Source organism: Tritonibacter sp. SIMBA_163 (genome assembly GCF_046535935.1).
Taxonomy (GTDB): domain Bacteria; phylum Pseudomonadota; class Alphaproteobacteria; order Rhodobacterales; family Rhodobacteraceae; genus Epibacterium; species Epibacterium scottomollicae.
In genome coordinates this window covers 1-19,108 of record NZ_JAWJBP010000031.1, presented here as the reverse complement: position 1 = coordinate 19,108, position 19,108 = coordinate 1, and the positions used below count along the sequence as shown (strand labels likewise).

Genomic DNA, 19,108 nt, shown 5'->3' with positions numbered 1-19,108 from the left:
ACCAACTGCTCATGCTCCATTGCTACCCCCACTGGATTTAAACAGTGAATCCCTCATGCCATTTGTGCAACAAAGCCGGTTGGGCAGCACTAAGGACTAAAGACCCCGCTGCTTGATTGGACGCGGTCCCCATTCGTTGCTTTGTTTTTCGCATTCTCAAAATACGAGAGCCAAGCAGAGACGGATGCGAACCCTTCTCGTGCGATATTTTGTCTCAACAAAACACGTATCGAAGAAGATCTCGGGGAAGAGTTCGCGGCAGAGCTGTTTCTTGAACCGGAAGACAACCGCAACTCTAGACTAGTGAACCAATCCGGTCTGTTCACAGTCGCACCCGATGAACACGACAACTTTGTTTCATCAATCGTGAACCAACTTGATGAAAACGAACTGCTTGGCTCTGTGGACGAAACAGAGACCGAATATGGCGATAGCGAGGAAATGCAGGAATTTCTTTCACTTGCCGATAAAATATTCGCGGAAAGTCAGAAACGTGAAGGACGAGAACGTGGGATTACGTTCACAGTAAGCGACCGAAAACGCGCCCAGATGCTGGCGCAATACATATTCAAGTTGCATATCCCGAATTCCATTCAGGATCGAAAGGATTGTTTAGAAGCCCTGCGTCAGATGAATATTCACCATGGTAACCTATTTCCTGATCCGGGCGGGGGCTCTGAATTCTGCAATGACTGGCTGGAACGTCTGTTAGAGGACGAGAAGAAGGAGAAATTTGAAGCTAGTCGTAAAGACGAAGACAAGAAAATTGCAGCGGCGATTACGCCAAAGCCAATTGAGGACGTTTCCACGGATGTGAAAGCCATCCTCGAAGCATATCTTGAGTTTCCCTCAGGTGGCGTGGCTCAATTGGCAGCTGACCTAGATAAATCTGTGGAGCAGGCCGCGACAATTGACTGGGTGGATTTTCCGAAAAGGCGAGTATTGGTTAAGCGGGCGATCTCCAAGACCGTGGCGAATGGTTCTGGTGACCTCAAGTCAGGTCGAAAACCGGAAGATTTGATTGATGCATTGTTAGAAAAATACCGGTCTTCTGCGGACCGGAGGAGTAGATAGAATGACAGTGCTTGGACGCCTGGAATGCGTGGATTTGCGCGCGGAATGGACCAAGGAAGATCGCAATTTCACACCCTGGCTCGCCCAGGAGGAGAATATAAGCCTTCTTGGTGAGACCCTGAATATGTCACTGGAGGTCGAGCAGGAAGAACGCCGGGTTGGGCGCTTTAGCGCGGATATTCTGTGTCGGGATACGGCAACGGCTGATGGGGATTGGGTGGTCATCGAAAACCAGCTGGAAACGACCGATCACTCCCACCTGGGGCAAATCCTGACCTATGCGGCCGGCCTCGAGGCTAAGACTTGCATTTGGGTGGCCGCCAAGTTCCACGAAGAGCACCGCGCTGCCATTGATTGGCTGAACGAAATTTCCAGCGACGAGTTCCAGTTCTTTGGATTAGAGATTGAACTTTGGCGTATCGGTAACAGCCCGGCTGCGCCAAAGTTCAACATTGTTGCTAAGCCCAATGACTGGAAACGCGAATTGGGCCGGTCGGCGCGGTCAATGGAGCCCGCGAATTTGACCGCAACCAAACGTCTGCAACTTGAGTTTTGGGAGGTGCTGAAAGAGCGGCTGGCGGGCCATCCGACGTTGCGGTCGCAGAAGCCGTTGCCGCAGCATTGGACGACGTTCTCAATAGGGCGCTCGGGGATGCACATCGGAGCGATCATCAACACCAGAGAGGGCCGTATCGGGGTGGAGTTGTATCTGGGCGATGACAATGCCAACTCGTACTTTGAACAGTTAGAGATGGACAAAGCCGTGATTGAAGCGGAACTGGATTTCGAACTGATTTGGATGCCATTGCCTGAACGCAGGGCGTGCCGAATTATTGCCTATCACCCGATGCGAGACCTATCGAACAAAGCCAGTTGGCCTGATTTGCAGACATGAATGATATCGGCCCTAGAGCAGATGCAACGGTCATTTGCACGCCGCGTTAAGTCCCTCACAAGCGAGGCGATATGAGTTTTACCGAAGACCTCGTCGAGCAAGTCGCCCTCGGTACTCTGCAAGAGCTTGGCTGGCGCTATGAAGACCCGCTCTCGATAGCGCCGGATGGACCGAATAAGCGGCGGGTGTCCAATGGGGATGTGGTTCTGGGTGGGCTACTGGAGGACGCCGCGCGGCGGCTCAATCCCGATATCCCGGATGAGGCTTTGCAAAATGCCCTGCGGCAAGTGCAAATCTCGGAGACGCCCTCTCTCATCGAGGAAAACCGCCGCATACATCGTCTCTTGGTCGATGGGATCGACGTTGAATACCGCCGCCCCGATGGTTCTATCAAAGGCGACAAGGTGCGGCTGATCGACTTTGCCAATCCTGCAAACAACGACTTCATGGTGACGAACCAGTTCACCGTGGTTGAGGGTGGCTATAACCGGCGACCTGATGTGGTCGCCTTCGTAAATGGTTTGCCGCTGGTGGTCATCGAGTTGAAGAACGCCGCCAGTGAAAATGCGACGACTACGGACGCGTTCCATCAGCTCCAGACCTACAAGTCACAGATCCCCTCGCTCTTTCGCACCAACGCTGCGCTGATTACCTCAGACGGGCTTCTCGCGCGCATTGGATCGCTGAGTGCAGGTGAAGATCGTTTTATGCCGTGGCGCACGGTGACCGGCGCGCAGGACGATTTCACGCCAGAAGGCCCCAAGGAAATGGACACGCTGCTGCGGGGGGGCTGCAGCCCGAACGGCTCTTGCAGTTGGTGCGCGACTTCACAGTGTTCGGTGACAAAGGCGACGGCGTTTTTAAGATCATTGGCGGTTATCACCAGTTTCACGGCGCGCGCAAAGCACTGGCAAGCGCCATTGACGCGGTTAGCATGGATGGTGACCGAAAGGTCGGTGTGATTTGGCACACCCAAGGCTCCGGCAAGAGTTTCTTGATGGCGTTCTTTGCGGGGCTTCTGGTGCGCGCGCCCGAGCTGCAGAATCCAACTATTCTGGTCGTCACTGACCGCAACGATTTGGACGATCAGCTCTATGGCACGTTTTCACTGTGTCGCGATTTGATCCGTCAAACTCCTGAGCAGATTGAGGACCGTGAAGACCTACGGCAGAAGTTGGACCGACAATCTGGCGGCGTGATCTTTTCAACGTTGTAGAAGTTCTCGCCCATGGCAGGGGAGGAAGACTTCCCGAAACTATCAGAGCGCGCTAGAGGTGCTTGGCAATGACGAGTTGCGACAGATTGCGCATGTGCTTGTCGAACAACTCCAGAAAAACGTGACCGTCGATTGGCAACGCAAAGAGAGCGCACGGGCGAAGTTGCGAGTTCTGGTTCGGCGCATATTGAAGAAATATGGCTACCCGCCCGATTTGGCCCCAGCAGCAATCAGTTTGGTGCTGAGCCAAGCTGAAACGCTCTTAAGTTGGCAGGCTCCGCAGTAACCGGCGGGGCTCCACGTTTAAGTTAGCCTTCGCCGTTGTTTCGATGAGCGTTGCGCGGGCACGCAGTGCGTTTACGATGCGGATATGGAAACTGAGGAACGCGCCGCGTAACTAACTGCAATCAGCCTCCGGCAAACCCGGTGCGGTTCAATCGTTCAGCCAGAGGGCCCTTCTTAGAAGCCGGCAAGTGCCGGGTCGACTGCACGAAGCCAAGCGGTGCGAGGGTCACGATAGCTACGGTGGCCACTTTAGCGACAACTATATGGATATCACCGCCGGAGCCGTATCGAGACCAAGATGCACTGCATGAAGCTGATGGGCTAATCGCTGATGGCACGGGACTTCGATCAGCAGGCCGCGGAGATACAAATCTGCATGGCTGTCCTCAACCGCTACATCGCTCTTGGCATACCGCTTCTTTGCTTCGAAGTTTGTCGAAGAACAACAAATGCGTTCCTCAGGTGGTCGATAAAGCGTTCAGAAAAGAAATCTACAGAACGCATGAAAGGAACTCAGATGTTCAAGAAAGTCAGCTACGCCATTGTCTTCGCCTGTACTGCGGCCATCGCCCAAGCAGAAACCTTTGAGGTGAAGATGCTCAACAAAGGTGAGGCCGGCGCGATGGTTTTTGAACCCGCCTACGTCAAAGCCATGCCCGGTGACGTCATTCATTTCATTGCCACTGACAAGGGACACAATGTGGAAAGCATCAAGGGGATGCTGCCTGAAGGGAGCGAGGGCTTTAAGAGCAAGTTCAATGTCGACTATGAGCTGACGGTGGATGCCGAGGGGCTCTATGGTATCAAATGCACCCCGCACTACGGCATGGGTATGGTTGCGCTTATTCAGGTCGGGGACGCCGTGAACTTGGAGGCGGCTCAGGGCGTCAAGCAAAGAGGCAAATCCAAAGGCCGCTTTGAAGATTTGTTTGCGCGAGTTCAGTGAACGAAAATTCCGGATAACCAAAAACAAGGGCGGCACTTTCCCGGTGTCGCCTTTTTTGTCCCGCTGCAGGAAACAAGACATGTCCCATCCTCAATCTTATTCCGGCCCCGCCTTCCTGTCCTATGGGTTTCGCCCCTTTTTCTTGGCTGCGTGCCTGTTTGCCGTTGTGATCATACCGCTATGGATGCTGATCTGGACGGGCGGGCTGACGCTGCAAAGTGTTCTGATGCCCGTTGATTGGCACAGTCATGAGATGATCTTTGGCTATGGCAGTGCCGTGATTGCAGGTTTTCTGTTTACCGCGGTGCCCAACTGGACAGGTGGCATGCCGACCCGTGGCCGGCCATTGTGTGCGATGCTGATGCTATGGTTGGCGGGGCGCCTTGCTGTCTTTGGTGCGGTGCCCCTGCCGTGGGGCATAGTCGTCAGTATCGATAGCGCGTTCCTGCTCGTGCTGGCGGTACTCGTGGCGCGTGAAATCATCTCTGGAAAGAACTGGCGCAACCTGATGGTTCTGGTGCCGGTTTCGCTCCTCGGATTGAGTAATCTGTTCTTCTTTGTCGAGAGTGCGCTGGTGGGGCAAGCGGTCGTCAGCCGGCGACTGGGCTTGGGGCTGGTGATCTTCCTCGTGTTGCTGATCGGCGGGCGCATCATTCCAAGCTTTACCCGCAACTGGTTGAACCAGAAGGGGGATCGCCATCTTCCTAAGCCCTTCGGAACGTTTGACCGGCTGAGCCTCCTGGCCACTCTACCGGCGCTGGTGGTTTGGGTCATCTGGCCACAGACCCTGAGTGCTGCGGTGCTCATGTGTCTGGCGGCCCTGCTGCAAACTGTACGTCTGGCGCGTTGGCGTGGATTGTCGACGCTGCGCAATCCGGTACTGGCGATGTTGCATATCGCGTTCCTGTTTGCGCCGGTCGGGATGCTGGCAAATGCGGCGACGGCAATTGGGTCTCTTGACGCCAGCGCCGGCCTGCACATCTGGGGCATCGGCGCGATTGGCGGCATGACGGTTGCCGTGATGATGCGGGCGACAATGGGGCATACCGGACGTGCGCTGGTGTCGGGACCGGTGCTGAACCTCGCCTTCATAGGATTGATACCAGCACTGTTGGGGCGGTTGTTCCCTCATGTCGAGTTCCCGGGCGGAGTCACGGGGCTTGATCTGGCGGCGTTGTTCTGGACGCTTTCCTTTGCGCTGCTCTGCTGGAAGCTTGTGCCGTGGCTCGCGATGCAACGCCAGGATCGCAAACGGCCGACACCGCTGCGCAGTCGTTGATCTGAAGCTTGGGCCGGTAGAATGCAGATGCAGGCGGGATTATCCGCCTGCATCGTTTCATGTGCCTGATGTCTGTGTGGGGTGGGACACATGTGCTGCGCAGGGATTATCCGGGAAATGGCCATGCGCCGATAGCAGATGCATGCAGGTGCAAGACGACGCACCAGAGCAACACGCCAACCGCGCCGCGCAACATAACGGCGCGGGTATTTTCCTGCCACCATGCGTGATCAAACACTGGCCGAAGCGACAGGATCGGCGCACCGGCAAAAGCGCCAGGGCCAATGGTTCTGAGTGCCCGTCGGTCAAATGCTGGCATCGCCAGCAGCGAAAACAGTGCAAAAAGACCAAAAAGGATGACATGCGGCAGATCGCCATTGGGCAGCAAATGTGCCAGAGCCCAAAGTATGAGCGCCAGCAGCACAGGGTGGCGGGTGATCGCGGCAAAGCCGGGGTGGGCGGAATCATACTCTCGCCTGCGACTGGCACCAAGGCTACCGGGCAGTCCGGCTCCGATCCCGCAGGCGGCCAGCACGAACGCAATTGGTGTTGCCACGAACGGAACCCATCGCGTCCATGGTGCCTGGGGCCAAAGCTCGATATAGGGCGCGCGGCCTGCGGCTGAAATCACCCAGCCCAACAGGATCAGCGACGCCAGCCCGTAGAGGGCAAAATAGGCGCGCCTCCCTAGGAGCCTTATCAGGGTCCCCCTCAGGCCCCCAACACGCGGCAGAAGGTGGCTGAGCATAAAGGCCCCCAGCGCCAGTGCGAATTCCTGCCAGCCGGTCATGTTTTCTCGGCCTGGGTGATTAGTCCATGGATATGGCGGGCAAACATCCATGCCGCGGGTAGGCCGAGCACTCCTCCGATCACCACGCTCATATGCGGGGTGAGCACGTCCCATCCGAGCCAACTGCCGATCAGCGAGGCAAAAAAGACGTTGATGGCAGCGGCCCCCGCCGCCAAGGGGTAGAGGCAGGCCACTAGTTTGCAGGACACGCGCGGGATCATCTCCGGCTCACCAGCACATGTACGAAGACCAATGCTGCGAGCAACAGCAGGGATGCGATGAAGAACCAGAACTCCGCGACCTCGGTTTGCGGTTGTGGAATGGGGCGCTCGAAGGGGTCGGCATGCGCGGAAAACGGGATCAGAAGGGAAGCAAGCGTGCAATAAAGACGTTTCATTTCAGTGCTCCATCGTAAGGGATTGATAGATCTCGGGCAGGGCGCGGGGCAATCTGTCCGGGTCCGGCAGCAGGGTAAAACCGGCGCGGCCAAAGATGCGCGCAAACCAGTCCTGCCCGTCGGCGTCGATCACCACCGCATGCACTGCATGCCCGAGCGCGCGGGCCTCGCGCACTGCCATGCGGCTGTCTTCGATGCCATGTACACCTTCGTAGTGGTCAAGATCGTTGGGCTTGCCATCGGTCAATACTAGAAGCAGGCGGCGGGCGCTGCCCTCTTGGGCCAGTTGGGCAGAAGCATGTCGGATCGCGGCACCCAACCGCGTGTAGTGACCGGGCGTGAAGCTGCCGATACGGGCGGTGATATCCGCATCCATCTGTTCGTCAAAGCGTTTGGCACGGGTCAGAAAGACCCGGTCTCGGCGCAGTGAGGAAAACCCCCAAATGCCAAGGCGGTCGCCGGCGGTTGCAATCCCTGCAGCCAGCGCGGCCAGCGCCTCGCGGGCAGTCTCTATAACAGGGCGTGCGCCCACGGTTGCCTCGGTTGAGCGGGAACAATCAATGAGGACAGCGACGCTGAGATCCCGCGCCATGGGGCGGTTAGCCTGCCATACACGGTCGCTGCCTTGTTGCCCCATCCGCTGATCGACCTGCGATTGTACCGCTGCGTCCAGATCCAGCTCATCACCGTCCAGCTGCCGGGTCAGCATCACGCGTTTCGGCATGAGCGGCGCAAACTGGCGCTGCACCCGCGCCACCAGACGCGGATCGGGGCAGAAATCCATGGCCGGGTCGGCGTCGACCTCCAGTACGCGAGCATGGTCCGGCATATGGCGACCAAGGCGATGGTTCCACTCCGGATAGGTATAGCGCGCTGCTAAGCGTTCGTGTTCCGCATCTTGCGGCGACAGGTCGAGAGAGATCCGCAAGCGCGAGGCTGCGCGCTTCATCTGCTGGGACAGGGTGATGTTGTCCTGATCCTCCGCCGCTTTTTGCGCGTTCTCGGTGTCGTCGTCATCCACCAGCCGGTTGATGTTCAGACTTTCGGCCCAGGACAGGATGGACTCAAACCGATGAACGATGAAGCTGTCTTTGCGGTCGGCCTGTTCGCGCTCTTCGCGAAGACCGGTCTTGCGGGTGGCCATAGCCACACTGGGCGTGTCCGCCTTCTCGGTATCGGGGACAGGCGGTCGGCCCTTGCGTGCTGCTGGAAGGCGTAGCCAGATCGGGAGCGGCTGAAAGCTGCGGTATCCTCGTGGTGCAGTGCAATCGCATCGGTCCGCAACAACACAGGGCGATCCAAGCTGGTCAAGGATCATCCGCTCGATGCGTGCCTCAAAGCGCGGCAGGCCGGTGCGCTGCCGCGTTGCTGCGATATGGCTGCAGAGCGCAGCATACGCGTTGCGCAAGCCCGGACAGGTGGAAAAGGCGTGATCCGCCGCCTTTGCGTTTGCGGCAATTTCTCCCTGATCCGCCTGATAGGGATCAGCAGGCGCAGTCGGTAGGTCAATATGTGAGGCCATGGCAGCGAGCCACAGATAGGCCTGTCGGTTGAGGGTCTGGGTCGGGAAAGCGTCCATCACTGGTGGCAGGCGCAGCCGCTCACCATCAAAGCTGGCGACATAGCCGATCTCACGCGGGGTGCCGATGCGGCGCAGGCGATCTGTGCGGTGTTCCAAGGCGGCTGCCGGCGCTTCGAGGATCTCAACGCCGCTGTTGCCACCCAAAGCGCGAAACAGGATGGCGACGCTGCCACGGACATCGCCATAGTGCACCGCCGCCTCCGCATCGGGGCGCTCAGCCCCGATGCGTGTGGCCATGTTGTGCCACAGGTTGCCCACGGTCTCTTCGGGTTCAAGAAGGTCAAGCGCGTGCATCATGATGTCACCCGTAGACAGATGCAGTGAGGTCGCGCAGCGCCTGACAGACGTCTGCCTCGTCACTGAGGGGGGCGATGATCGCCACCTCCAGCGCACGATCCACGCTCATGCCATTTGCAATCAGCGTGGCGGCGTAGATCAGCAGCCGGGTCGAGACCCCTTCTTCGAGATCCATACCCGAGAGGTTTCGGATATGCCCCGCCAGTCGTACCAGAGCCGCTGCGCGATCATGATCCAGGCCGCTTTCCTCGGTCACCACTGCGGTTTCAATGTCGGCCTCCGGGAAATCAAAGCCAACGGACAGAAAGCGTTGCCGTGTCGAAGGTTTGAGTTTTTTCAGGATGTTCTGGTAGCCGGGGTTGAAGCTGGCCACCAGCATGAAGGATTTGGGGGCCACCAGTTCTTCGCCCGTGCGGTCGATCACCAACCGGCGGCGGTCATCGGTCAGCGGATGCAGTACCACGGCCACGTCCTTGCGGGCCTCGACCACCTCATCGAGATAACAAATCCCACCTTCGCGCACCGCGCGGGTCAGCGGCCCGTCGACCCAGACTGTTTCGCCACCTTTGAGCAGATACCGCCCGATCAGATCGGCTGCTGAGAGGTCATCGTGACAGGCAACGGTGTAGAGGGGCAGTCCGAGTCGGGCTGCCATATGTTCCACAAAGCGGGTCTTGCCGCAGCCGGTCGGGCCTTTCAGCAACATGGGCAATTGGTTCGCCTGTGCCATTTCAAAGACCGAAACCTCGTCATGTGCCGCCTGATAGAACGGGACTTTCGGGGTGTTGATTGCGTTCATGATCACTCTCCCGGAGTTGTGACTGGGCCGGGCGCGATGAGTTCACGCCGCACTACCAATTGGCTGTAGATGAACAGGAGTGCCCCAAGGACCACCGCAACACCCGCGCCGAACCGCATCATGTAGAAGAGGCCAAGCTGGTCCTGCACTTCCATGTAATAGTCGCCGACAATGCGCTGCATGTGGGTCTGGATTGTGCCCGCAAACGTCAGCACGAAAGTCATGAAACACATGCCCCCGGTCATCAGCCAAAAGGACGCCATGTTGAGCACCTGATTATAGGGCGCGCGGCCCCGGAGTTGCGGCATCGCATAGGTGAACATTGCAAGGTTCATCGCAACATAGGCCCCATAGAAGGCGAGGTGACCGTGGGCTGCGGTAATCTGGGTGCCATGGGTGTAGAAGTTGACCCCATGCAGCGTGTGCAGAAAGCCCCAGACACCTGCGCCGAAGAACGCGACGGTCGAGGCCCCAAGCGACCATAGGAGGGCTGCTTTGTTGGGGTGGTTCTTGCGACCTTTCCAGACCATGACAAAGGCGAAGCTCATCATCGCGAAGAAGGGGATCACTTCGAAGACTGAGAAGATCGACCCAATCCACTGCCAGTATCCCGGTGTCCCGATCCAGAAGAAATGGTGACCGGTGCCCAGAATCCCCGAGAACAATGCAGTCGCGACAATGACATAGAGCCATTTTTCAACGACCTCACGGTCGACGCCGGTCATCTTCAGCATCAGGTAGCCAAGGATTGCCGCCATCACCAGTTCCCATGTGGCCTCGACCCAGAGGTGCACGACGAACCACCAGTACATTTTATCAAGCGACAGGTTGTCGGGGTTGATGAAGGCGAAGACCCACAGCAGGCACAGGAGCCATAGCCCCATCAGCAGGATATTGGTGATCGCGGTTTTACGTCCGGCCAAGACGGTGAGCGAGATGTTCACGAGAAAGATCACCGCCGCAACGAGGATGCCGAATTTCACCCAAAGCGGCTGTTCGAGGAACTCGCGCCCGCCATGGATGCCCACGAGATAGGACACCACGGCACCGAGAGTGCCGACGACCAGGATCGCAAGCTGTATATAGGCCAGTTTGGTCGAAAACAGCTCTCGTTCGCTTTCTTCGGGCACCAGATAATAAGCGGCGCCAAAGAAGCCGAGTAACAGCCAGACAATCAGCGCGTTTGTATGCAGCATGCGTATGATGTTGAACGGCAGAAGCTCGCTCAGCGTATTGGGGGATATGTAGATCCAGCCAGCGAGCAGTCCGCCCAGTACCTGGATCGCAAACAAGGCCATCGCCACGAGGAAATAGGCGTAGGCCACTTTTTGTGATTGATATTTCATGATTTTCTCCTTGCGCCTGCGGTGATCAGAACGTGATGAACTGATCGCGTGTTGCGCGCCTCTCCCTCAGCCTGCGTCATTGGGTGGCCAGTTCTGGGTGTCGGTCTGGTCGGCCCATCTCAGGAACTCTGCGAGGGCGCGAGTTTCTTCTTCCGTGAGGTCGAAGAACGGCATCTGACGGCGTCCCTCGATGCCCGAGGGCTGGGCCTGCATCCATCCATTGAGGATCTCAAATGCGCTTTCGGGGTCATCAAGGACGCCCCAGCGCGTCATCACATTGCCCACCTCAGGTGCGAAATACGCACCCTCGCCATGCAGGGTGTGGCAGTTGATGCAGGAGGCACGTTCCCAGACGTGTTTGCCGAGGCGCACCTCGTCGGTCAGCGGCATTCCGGCGGTGGAGGTTTCGACGATATAGCGGTGGCTATGCACGGTCATGGCCACGAACACGACAACGAAGAACAAGGAGCCTCCGTAAAACACGTTCCTGGCCCGCGATTTGGTGAGTATCTCTGACATGTCGCGGTCCTGAGTACAGTTGCGGATACCCAACCCTTAGTGGCCGACGTGTGTCAGATGTTGCGCAAGCGCAAAGTTCGGATCTGTTCGTGAATGCAGAATGTATGAATGGGAGGATCTGACCGATGGCCAAACATGACCCGGAAGACCCTGATCTGCCGCTTGCTGATTTATTCGCGAATTGGCCGGAGATGGTGGCGGTGTTTCTCGCCTACAGAATGCTGTGTCCGGGCTGTCCGATTGCCCCGTTTCACACCGTGATCGATGCGTGTGATGAATATGGGCTGGAGGAACAGGCGTTCCGTGATGTTCTGCAAGACCCAAAGAGGGTGCAACAGCTGAAACAGCAACCGGAAACGCGATGTGGTTCCGGTTCGTGACATTCAACTCGCCTTAGGCTTAGCTCTCTGGCGTGCTCAACAGCATCAGGCGATGCGGGTCTGTGATCACGATGTGCTTGCGTCGTGAGGCAACAATCCCGTCACGCTCCCATGCGGACAGCAAGCGGCTAACCGTATGCAGCGTGGTTCCGGTCATCTCGGAGATATTGAGCCGTGTGATGGGGAAGGCGATCTCGATTCCTTGATCCGTTTTGCGCCCCGACTGGTTCACAAGACGCAGCAGTGCTGTCGCAATTCTCTGCTCGACCGCCTGAGTGGCAAGCTCGGTGATACGGCTTTGCATTTCGCCGAGCCGCTCGCCGAGGGTTCTGTAGCTTTCGGTCGCAAACCCCTGATACCGGGTGGTGAAATCTGCCCAGAGGCGGACCGGCCATGACAGCGCAATGGACTCAACTACAGAAATGGCCGTGGCAGGGTAAGTGTCCCGGCTGAGGGCAGGGGCAATGCCAAAGAGCTGTCCCGGTGAAATATGCAACGCGATGATTTGCTCGCCGGTTGGCGTGACTTTGACGACGCGGATGTAGCCGTCGAGTAGCAGATAGAACCGCTCTGCGTCATGACCTTCGTGAAAGAACTCTGTGCCGGCTTCGACCCGCTTTGGTGTGGCCTGATCCAGAATTTCGCGAATATCCCCGCGCTGCAGGAGACTGAAAGGGGGTAATCCCGCGAGCAGGCTTTCGTCGAGCTGTTTCAAAGCGGCCTCTTGCTGGCGTCAGTCAGATCTTACTGAGCAGCGACCTATCAGAAAATCACGGTTTGGACATCGGAGAAAATTTCGAAGCCGCCTTTGCCCGACTATCCTGCATCACTCAAGTGTTGGCCACACCCTGTTCGGTCATGATCATGTCGAGCCTGATGTCATGTGGCTGAGGATGGATTGTTGCGATCCGGGATTGCAGCAGCCCGATCCCGATCACCATGGGGACTGAGTTCAGACTCGCAAGCGTACGATCAAAGTAGCCGCCGCCATACCCAAGCCGATAGCCATCCGCGCTCCAGCCCACGCAAGGGGCCAATAGAATATCGGGCGTTTGTTCCGGAGCGTCTGCCGGCGGCACCGGGATATTCCAATCACCACCTACCATGCGCGTTGCGGGTGTCCAGCGCCGAAATATCAGTGGTGCGGCTCGCGTTTCCACCACCGGCAACGCGATCTCGGTGCCTGCGTTGTATAGCTCCGTCATCAGGGGGCGTAAATCCAGCTCCCCCTTGATTGGCCAATAGGCTGATACCACCAGCGTGCGCGTGCCTTCCATATGTCGAGCGAGCAGCTGTTGCAGGTGCTGCGCCAGTTGAACTGCCAACATGTGTCGCTCAGTTGCAGAGATCGCCATGCGAAGACCTCGGAGGCGCTGGCGTTCTGCCCGCCGCCAACTGGGTACGTCCTGCGCTTGTGTCGGTGGCCCTGCAGGGTGCCATAGATGATCCACCTCCAGCTCGCTCGAAGCGCAGGGAGGTGATGAATAGTGTGCAGTCTCTTTGTGCTCTCGGTCCGTGTCGCCCATGTCTCTTCCCGATGATCTGCGTCACCCTTTCAAGAACACTGAATTGGACGGCGCAGTTCAAGAGCGGAGTCTTGATGCCGTGATCAGCCAACCCAATGATGGCACGCCAGATCAGCGGCCAGACACACGCATTGCGAATTTTGAGATTTGAGCGCGAATATTGATCCCAAACAAAGTCCCGTCCTGAGGTCTGGCGCAGGGTCGCCCCATGAAACAGATTGATCGCCTTCGAGCCCATGGCCTTTTTGAGGCACGGGTGCCCCGCTACACCTCATATCCAACCGCGCCTGTGTTTGCGCCCGAGATCGGCAGCGTCGAGCAGACCGAAGCCCTAAGTGCGCTTGATCCCGGAGATCCGGTATCTGTCTACCTGCATATCCCTTTTTGCGAGCGGTTGTGCTGGTTTTGCGCCTGCCGCACGCAGGGGACCAAGACGCTCAGCCCGGTTGAAAGCTATATCGCGACGCTGGAGCAGGAGCTGGCGCTGCTGAAGCGCATCCTGCCTGCGGGTCTGCGCATGGGGCGGATGCATTGGGGCGGCGGGACGCCAACCATCCTGCCACCAGAGCTGATCCATCGGCTGGCACGAGCCGTAAAGGCGGTGATCCCGCCAACCGGGGATTGGGAGTTTTCGGTGGAAATCGATCCGACCATGGTGGATCGCCACAAGATCGCAGCACTTGCTGCGGAGGGGATGAATCGGGCCTCGCTCGGGATTCAGGATTTTGACTCCAAGGTGCAAAACGCCATAGGCCGCCTTCAGCCGTTTGATGTCACCCGGCACTGCGTGGAGGATCTGCGCGCGGCAGGCATTCAGTCCCTGAACGCCGATCTAGTCTATGGTCTGCCACATCAGGACATCACCCGATTGGATGATACGGTTTCAAAGGTGCTGGATCTGGCACCGGATCGGATTGCGCTCTTTGGATATGCGCATGTGCCATGGATGTCCAAACGACAGCGGTTGATTGATGAGAAATCCTTGCCCAAAGAGGTGGAGCGTTTTCAACTTGCTGAATACGCTGCAACGCGCTTCAGGGATGCAGGCTATCGCAGCATCGGGATTGATCATTTCTCCAAACCTGATGACGGGCTGGCCCGTGCCATGGAGACAGGGAGGCTGCGGCGAAATTTTCAAGGATATGTGGATGATAGCTGCTCCACCCTGATTGGGTTGGGCGCGTCTTCGGTGTCGCGACTGCCCACCGGCTATATCCAGAATGCATCCGCCACCCCTGCCTATGTTCAGCGTATTGAGGTCGGAGAACTAGCCGGAGCACGGGGCCACATGATGAGCCATGCAGACCTTTTGCGCGCCCGCGCCATCGAGATGATCATGTGTGATTTCCAGCTCGATTTCGCGGAGCTGTCCAGAGAATTCGGCGCTCTTGCGGAAGCGTTGCGACCAGAAACCGCCCTGGTGATTGATCGCTTCGACGGCATGGTACAGGTGCGGCACGATGGGTTTGAGATACTGCCAGAGGGGCGGGCGCTGACGCGGATCATCGCCAGCTGTTTTGATGCCTATGCACCGATGAACGGTCGTTACAGTCAGGCGTCGTGACCGGGGCGCATCCTTTGCCACAAAGGCCACCACCAGGGTTCGGGAGCCTCAGCGTGTTCCCGAACCAGACGAAACCCCAGATGATCCGGTGGCAATCCTACGGCACAGCCGCCGACGCTGGCGTCGCGGACAAAATCGACGATTGCCGCGCGGTGGATGCCGCCTGCAATACGAACCCAGCAATAGGGTTCGCTCTCTCGAACGGTGCCGTCCGGGTGCAGTGAGCCACTTTGCATACAGCCATCGGTCCATTCCCAGACATTGCCTGATATATCTGCAATACCACGCGAATTGAGGCCAAATCCGCCGGCCGGGCGCAACGCAGGACTGGCGGTTCCACGCAGCAAAGTTCCTGCCGCGTATTGGGCCAGCATGCGTTGTCCGGGGTCCATCTCCCGGGTGTCAGGGGCCGCATCCCCATAACGCTCGCCTGCGGCCAGTTGCCATTCCATGTCGCTGGGAAGGCGCCAGTTTTCGCCGGTTTTGCGGGAGTACCAAGTTGCGTAGGCGTTGGCGTCTTTCCAGTTTACATGGGTTTGCGGATAATCCCCGCCCATTGTTGGCACCGGGGGGCAAGCCCCAGCGGAGACACATGCAGCATATTCTCGGCGACTGACTTGGTATTTCATGATGGAAAATCCCGCGACCTCAATCACGTAAGGACGTGGTGAGCGCGATTTTCCATTCTCGACAAAATTGCCAAACGGGCGGTAGCTGATGCGCCCGCTCGGAACCTCAATGAGGTCCACCTCTGGTGACAGGCTGGGGGAGGGGGCACGTGTCAAAACCGCGACGCCCAATGCGATCAAAGCCACAAGGCTCGTGGCAACAACACTCTTGAATGATGGTTTCATCGGTGATCTCCCAAGCGCTGCAAAGACGGCCGGTGGGGCCGGCCGACCTTGTGCTTCTATAAAACCTGTGGGTTATGGGAGTGCGGTTTTGCCTTCATAGGCTGCGTCATAGGCCGTTGGCGCTTCGACCTGCTCCATCAGATCGTTGTTCCAATCGCCGTCCACCACGACATGCGCGGTTGCGCCTAGGTTTACCGCCTCGATCAGGTTGTGGTTCACATAGGCGTAGACGCCCGGCTGCAAAAACTCGTAAAGCGCTGCCCCAGCAGACCCGCCGCGGATGAACCAAGTTTCAAGGTCGCGCTCCGGTGGGTTGTTGAATTTCCCGGTTTCCCAGACCAGATCCCCATGCCCGCCGATCAAATGCGGGCGAGAGTCGCGATTGGCCTGCGAGTGCACAAACAGAACCTTCTCGCCCTGCGTCGCGTGCAGCGCATTGTCACCGGTCAAAGAGCCGACCTTGCCGTTGAAAACGACGTGGCTCGGGATCAGGCCATTCATGACATCCAGCGTGTCGGGATAGCTCTCGCCGACATCTTCAAAGCGTTTGTATTCTCCATTTTCATCCTTCGGGATGTAGAAGTCATTCTCGCCGATGTAGAATACGCGATCATAGCTGACGGGGGTGCCGTTGTGATCCTTCAGACCATCGCGGGGCAGCACCATGATCGCGCCCGACATCCCGCTGACGACGTGCCATGGGATCATGGGGCCACCCGGCGCACAGTGATAGACAAAGGTGCCCGGACGTGTTGCCTTGAACCGCAATGTTGTCTTCTCACCGGGATTGACCAGCGTCAGAGAACCACCGCCAAGCGCACCGGTTGCTGAGTGGAAGTCAATGTTATGCTGCATGAGATTTTCAGGAGAATTGTAGAGCGTAAGTTCGACATAATCACCTTCATGTACGACCATCAGAGGTCCTGGTACTGACCCGTTGAAGGTCATGGCCTGTAGGTAGGCACCGCTATCGACTTCGATCTCCTTTTCAACGATCTGCATCTCGAATTCGATAATTTGCGGCTCTGTCGAAGCCACCTGCTCGTGCTCGTGAACCATCGGAGGGCGCACTAATTTACGTTTCACCCGCTTGAGCTTAGACAGATCAGCTGGTGGGACCATGGATGTGTCCATGATCTCCTCTGCTTGAGCAGTTTTGTGAAGTACGGGTATCGCTGCAATCCCTGCGGCCCCAATAAGCGCGGCGCGTCTGGTAAGCATGTCCTTATCTCCTTTTCATGCATGTATGATTAGCTTGAAAGGTATGCGGAGATTTGGATGTGAACGTTGATCAGGGACAACCTTCGATAAGGATATCACCTGATGGACTGCTATGGTCAGGACTTCGGCAACGGTTCGACTCCAGCTAAGGCGTTTCGCGCAAAAAGACCGATGCCGCTGTAGCAAGAAGCGGCTCTTTCCCGCGCCTGCTCCTAATCGTCACGCCAACCTGTAATGAGGTCCTTCGGGCATACGCGATATGCCGCCTCCGTGAGCGCCGTTCACTACATGAATGTGGGCTCTCGCCGTGACCTTGGGAGTAAAATCCCGCATGGATGGTATTTTCGAGAGAAGGGCGGGGGCACATCATACGCATTCCCCCGGTTTCCGTTTGCGTAAATTCGATGGAAGTTTCGAGAAGTGAAATGGCAGCGTCCAGTTTCCCCTCTGCGACGAGGTGGGAGAGTGCGAGCTTGATGCCTTCGGCCTCAGCTTTGGTTAAATTGGTGATGGGTGTCATTGTAATTCCTTGATTTCTGATTTGGTTGGGTCCGAAGGCGGTGATCACGCCGCCATCGGGAAATCGGGATCAATGATCTTGTTGAGATCCGACACGCGCCAGCGGGAGGAACCGCCCAGCTTGATCGGCTTGGGAAAATCACCTCGCTGAATATCGCGGTAGATGCTTGCGCGGGACCGGCACAGGGTCGCACAGACAGTCTTGATATCGACGAGGGAATTATTGGGTTGCGGTGTTAGCAGAATTGTCATATTGGCTCCGTAATTATAATCGCGGCGGATGCCGCGATTATAAAATTGGCCATTTCTGGAAATCCGAAGGGCAAGAAACGTATTTTGTGCTTCACCACATTGCCCATCCACGCAAATGGACAACTGGCTTAAAAGCAGCCGTTAGTTGTGCACCCACCACTACGCCGCTGTTCTGCTTACCTGAGAGCGATGTAGTTGCGAACTTTCTGGGCTTCAAGTCCGAGTGAAGAATGTGAAGGCCATCAAACACAAATCCGCCTCAGCCGCCGCTTCAGGTAAGGATCAACATCCGGCGACATATAGTCAGAAAGCAGAACCTTGATCTGATCGTCCCGCATTGAGCCAAATCGCCGCCGCAAACGAACGATCATCCTGTTCAAAAGGCAATCTTTACCGGAAACGTATGTGCAGTAATCCAAGTTTGCGGATCTCTCCAGAATATCGGAATAGATGCCCCGCACAGTTTCATTCGAGAAATTTGCTCGAATGCGCCGTAAAAGTCCTCTCACTCTTACCCTGGATTTAGCCGGACACAAATCATCATCTGATGGGGAAGGTTGAGCAAGATGACCTATCCAATAGCCAACGGTCTGATGCTGATCATCAATAGTGTGAACGGTTGCGTAGCCAATAAACAGCTTGCGAAACGGCTCCGCATTTCGCTGCTTCCAGTCAGAAAACGCCAATGTGCTCCGCGCATCGTGTTCCGAAACATCAGGATTCAGAACTTGAGCAACTTTGACAAGCGCTTCTTCCTGAATAAGGTAATTTTCAATGCAGTAGGCTCGAAGTCTATACAGGTGTTTCAAATTTGGTTTTCGACGCCCCTTTAGTAGGTCGAGGTCAGCGTCAATAATATACATTTTCTTTCGACCATCATCAGCCTGATCTTTCCTACACTCTTCGATGACCTTATCCCGACCGCCCAGGGCTATTGGATCTGAAAAATCAACACCTTCAGGCAAAAACTTTTTGATAATATTCCGCCACAAATTTCTGTTAGCAGTATCCTCAACGAATATCTGAATTTCATTTCTTGCCGAATGCAAATGCCCCAGCGCTGGCGCAACCCCCGTGGGGTAGATTGCAGATGTCGTCATAGTCAGTCACTTCTAATTTCTTTGTATAAATCGACGCGCTTCATAATGACCGTCGGGGAATGTGTCGCCATTATAAATTGAGTATTCGTCGACGAATCCAAGACCGCTGCGACAAACTTTGCCTGCCACTGCAGATGCAAAGACAATTCAGGCTCATCAATGATGAACACATTTGCCCTTTCGGTCTCGGGGGGCTTTGTTGCACAAATGGCATGAGGGATTCACTGTTTAAATCCAGTGGGGGTAGCAATGGAGCATGAGCAGTTG

General features: G+C 56.8%; 21 protein-coding genes and 3 pseudogenes. 10 read left to right on the top strand and 14 right to left on the bottom strand.

Annotation, left to right across the window (positions count from 1 at the left end):
* Window positions 1-105: 105 nt before the first annotated feature.
* The 8 genes and pseudogenes from R0J92_RS20535 to R0J92_RS20500 all read left to right on the top strand — a co-directional run.
* A pseudogene (locus R0J92_RS20535) lies at window positions 106-1,074 on the top strand (FRG domain-containing protein); the annotation flags it as partial.
* A 505-nt stretch (window positions 1,075-1,579) separates the two neighbouring features.
* Window positions 1,580-1,969, top strand: a complete 390-nt coding sequence (locus R0J92_RS20530; RefSeq protein WP_411052983.1) for a DUF4268 domain-containing protein — start codon at window positions 1,580-1,582, stop codon at window positions 1,967-1,969.
* Between the two features lie 71 nt (window positions 1,970-2,040).
* Window positions 2,041-2,931: a type I restriction endonuclease gene (locus R0J92_RS20525; protein WP_411052982.1), complete on the top strand. Its 891-nt coding sequence runs from the start codon at window positions 2,041-2,043 to the stop codon at window positions 2,929-2,931.
* A complete protein-coding gene (locus tag R0J92_RS20520) occupies window positions 2,904-3,185 on the top strand; it encodes a DEAD/DEAH box helicase family protein (RefSeq protein ID WP_411052981.1) in 282 nt (93 codons plus the stop codon). The genes R0J92_RS20525 and R0J92_RS20520 overlap by 28 nt, the downstream gene beginning before the upstream one ends.
* Window positions 3,186-3,237: 52 nt before the next feature.
* A pseudogene (locus R0J92_RS20515) lies at window positions 3,238-3,471 on the top strand (type I restriction enzyme endonuclease domain-containing protein); the annotation flags it as partial.
* A 252-nt stretch (window positions 3,472-3,723) separates the two neighbouring features.
* Window positions 3,724-3,888: pseudogene (locus R0J92_RS20510) on the top strand (IS5/IS1182 family transposase); the annotation flags it as partial.
* A 99-nt stretch (window positions 3,889-3,987) separates the two neighbouring features.
* Window positions 3,988-4,416: a pseudoazurin gene (locus tag R0J92_RS20505; RefSeq protein WP_411052984.1), complete on the top strand. Its 429-nt coding sequence runs from the start codon at window positions 3,988-3,990 to the stop codon at window positions 4,414-4,416.
* Window positions 4,417-4,495: 79 nt separating this feature from the next.
* Window positions 4,496-5,695, top strand: a complete 1,200-nt coding sequence (locus R0J92_RS20500; protein WP_411052980.1) for an NnrS family protein — start codon at window positions 4,496-4,498, stop codon at window positions 5,693-5,695.
* Between the two features lie 106 nt (window positions 5,696-5,801).
* On the opposite strand, the gene R0J92_RS20495 is transcribed toward R0J92_RS20500, so the two are convergent.
* From R0J92_RS20495 to R0J92_RS20465, 7 genes are all read right to left on the bottom strand, one after another.
* Window positions 5,802-6,485 (bottom strand): NnrU family protein, encoded by a 684-nt coding sequence (locus tag R0J92_RS20495; RefSeq protein ID WP_411052979.1) that lies wholly within the window; start codon window positions 6,483-6,485, stop codon window positions 5,802-5,804.
* Window positions 6,482-6,706 (bottom strand): NnrT protein, encoded by a 225-nt coding sequence (locus R0J92_RS20490; RefSeq protein ID WP_165798135.1) that lies wholly within the window; start codon window positions 6,704-6,706, stop codon window positions 6,482-6,484. The genes R0J92_RS20495 and R0J92_RS20490 overlap by 4 nt, the downstream gene beginning before the upstream one ends.
* Complete coding sequence (locus R0J92_RS20485; protein WP_411052978.1) at window positions 6,703-6,882, bottom strand: hypothetical protein; 180 nt, start codon at window positions 6,880-6,882, stop codon at window positions 6,703-6,705. Before R0J92_RS20485 ends, R0J92_RS20490 begins: the two co-directional genes overlap by 4 nt.
* Before the next feature lies 1 nt (window position 6,883).
* The gene (locus R0J92_RS20480; protein WP_411052977.1) at window positions 6,884-8,761 is read right to left on the bottom strand and encodes a nitric oxide reductase activation protein NorD; all 1,878 of its coding nucleotides are present in this window, start codon (window positions 8,759-8,761) and stop codon (window positions 6,884-6,886) included.
* 4 nt (window positions 8,762-8,765) lie between these two features.
* A complete protein-coding gene (locus R0J92_RS20475; RefSeq protein WP_411052976.1) occupies window positions 8,766-9,560 on the bottom strand; it encodes a CbbQ/NirQ/NorQ/GpvN family protein in 795 nt (264 codons plus the stop codon).
* Between the two features lie 2 nt (window positions 9,561-9,562).
* Window positions 9,563-10,906: a cbb3-type cytochrome c oxidase subunit I gene (locus tag R0J92_RS20470; protein WP_106164147.1), complete on the bottom strand. Its 1,344-nt coding sequence runs from the start codon at window positions 10,904-10,906 to the stop codon at window positions 9,563-9,565.
* A gap of 66 nt (window positions 10,907-10,972) precedes the next feature.
* On the bottom strand, window positions 10,973-11,425 hold the full coding sequence (locus R0J92_RS20465) for a c-type cytochrome (RefSeq protein ID WP_106164148.1): 453 nt from the start codon (window positions 11,423-11,425) through the stop codon (window positions 10,973-10,975).
* A 125-nt stretch (window positions 11,426-11,550) separates the two neighbouring features.
* Between R0J92_RS20465 and R0J92_RS20460 the strand changes: the two genes are divergently transcribed.
* Window positions 11,551-11,805, top strand: coding sequence for a DUF1858 domain-containing protein (locus R0J92_RS20460; protein ID WP_106164149.1), 255 nt, complete (start codon window positions 11,551-11,553; stop codon window positions 11,803-11,805).
* 19 nt (window positions 11,806-11,824) lie between these two features.
* On the opposite strand, the gene R0J92_RS20455 is transcribed toward R0J92_RS20460, so the two are convergent.
* Together R0J92_RS20455 and R0J92_RS20450 are read right to left on the bottom strand one after the other, a co-directional pair.
* Entirely contained in the window at window positions 11,825-12,520 is a 696-nt protein-coding gene (locus tag R0J92_RS20455; RefSeq protein WP_106164150.1) for a Crp/Fnr family transcriptional regulator, read from the bottom strand.
* 115 nt (window positions 12,521-12,635) lie between these two features.
* Window positions 12,636-13,256, bottom strand: a complete 621-nt coding sequence (locus R0J92_RS20450) for a 5-formyltetrahydrofolate cyclo-ligase (RefSeq protein WP_411052975.1) — start codon at window positions 13,254-13,256, stop codon at window positions 12,636-12,638.
* A 283-nt stretch (window positions 13,257-13,539) separates the two neighbouring features.
* On the opposite strand from R0J92_RS20450, the gene hemN reads away from it, so the two are divergent.
* The gene (hemN, locus tag R0J92_RS20445; protein WP_411052974.1) at window positions 13,540-14,895 is read left to right on the top strand and encodes an oxygen-independent coproporphyrinogen III oxidase; all 1,356 of its coding nucleotides are present in this window, start codon (window positions 13,540-13,542) and stop codon (window positions 14,893-14,895) included.
* Here the strand turns inward: hemN and R0J92_RS20440 are convergent.
* The 5 genes from R0J92_RS20440 to R0J92_RS20420 all read right to left on the bottom strand — a co-directional run bounded on the left by R0J92_RS20440 (window position 14,883) and on the right by R0J92_RS20420 (window position 19,011).
* Window positions 14,883-15,749, bottom strand: a complete 867-nt coding sequence (locus tag R0J92_RS20440) for a formylglycine-generating enzyme family protein (RefSeq protein ID WP_411052973.1) — start codon at window positions 15,747-15,749, stop codon at window positions 14,883-14,885. The two genes, hemN and R0J92_RS20440, sit on opposite strands and share 13 nt — an antisense overlap.
* 72 nt (window positions 15,750-15,821) lie before the next feature.
* Window positions 15,822-16,970 (bottom strand): copper-containing nitrite reductase, encoded by a 1,149-nt coding sequence (nirK, locus tag R0J92_RS20435; RefSeq protein ID WP_411052972.1) that lies wholly within the window; start codon window positions 16,968-16,970, stop codon window positions 15,822-15,824.
* A 564-nt stretch (window positions 16,971-17,534) separates the two neighbouring features.
* Window positions 17,535-17,741, bottom strand: coding sequence for a helix-turn-helix transcriptional regulator (locus R0J92_RS20430; protein ID WP_411052971.1), 207 nt, complete (start codon window positions 17,739-17,741; stop codon window positions 17,535-17,537).
* Window positions 17,742-17,983: 242 nt separating this feature from the next.
* The gene (locus R0J92_RS20425) at window positions 17,984-18,841 is read right to left on the bottom strand and encodes a DUF4435 domain-containing protein (RefSeq protein WP_411052970.1); all 858 of its coding nucleotides are present in this window, start codon (window positions 18,839-18,841) and stop codon (window positions 17,984-17,986) included.
* Between the two features lie 2 nt (window positions 18,842-18,843).
* Entirely contained in the window at window positions 18,844-19,011 is a 168-nt protein-coding gene (locus tag R0J92_RS20420) for an AAA family ATPase (RefSeq protein WP_411052969.1), read from the bottom strand.
* Between the last annotated feature and the right edge of the window lie 97 nt (window positions 19,012-19,108).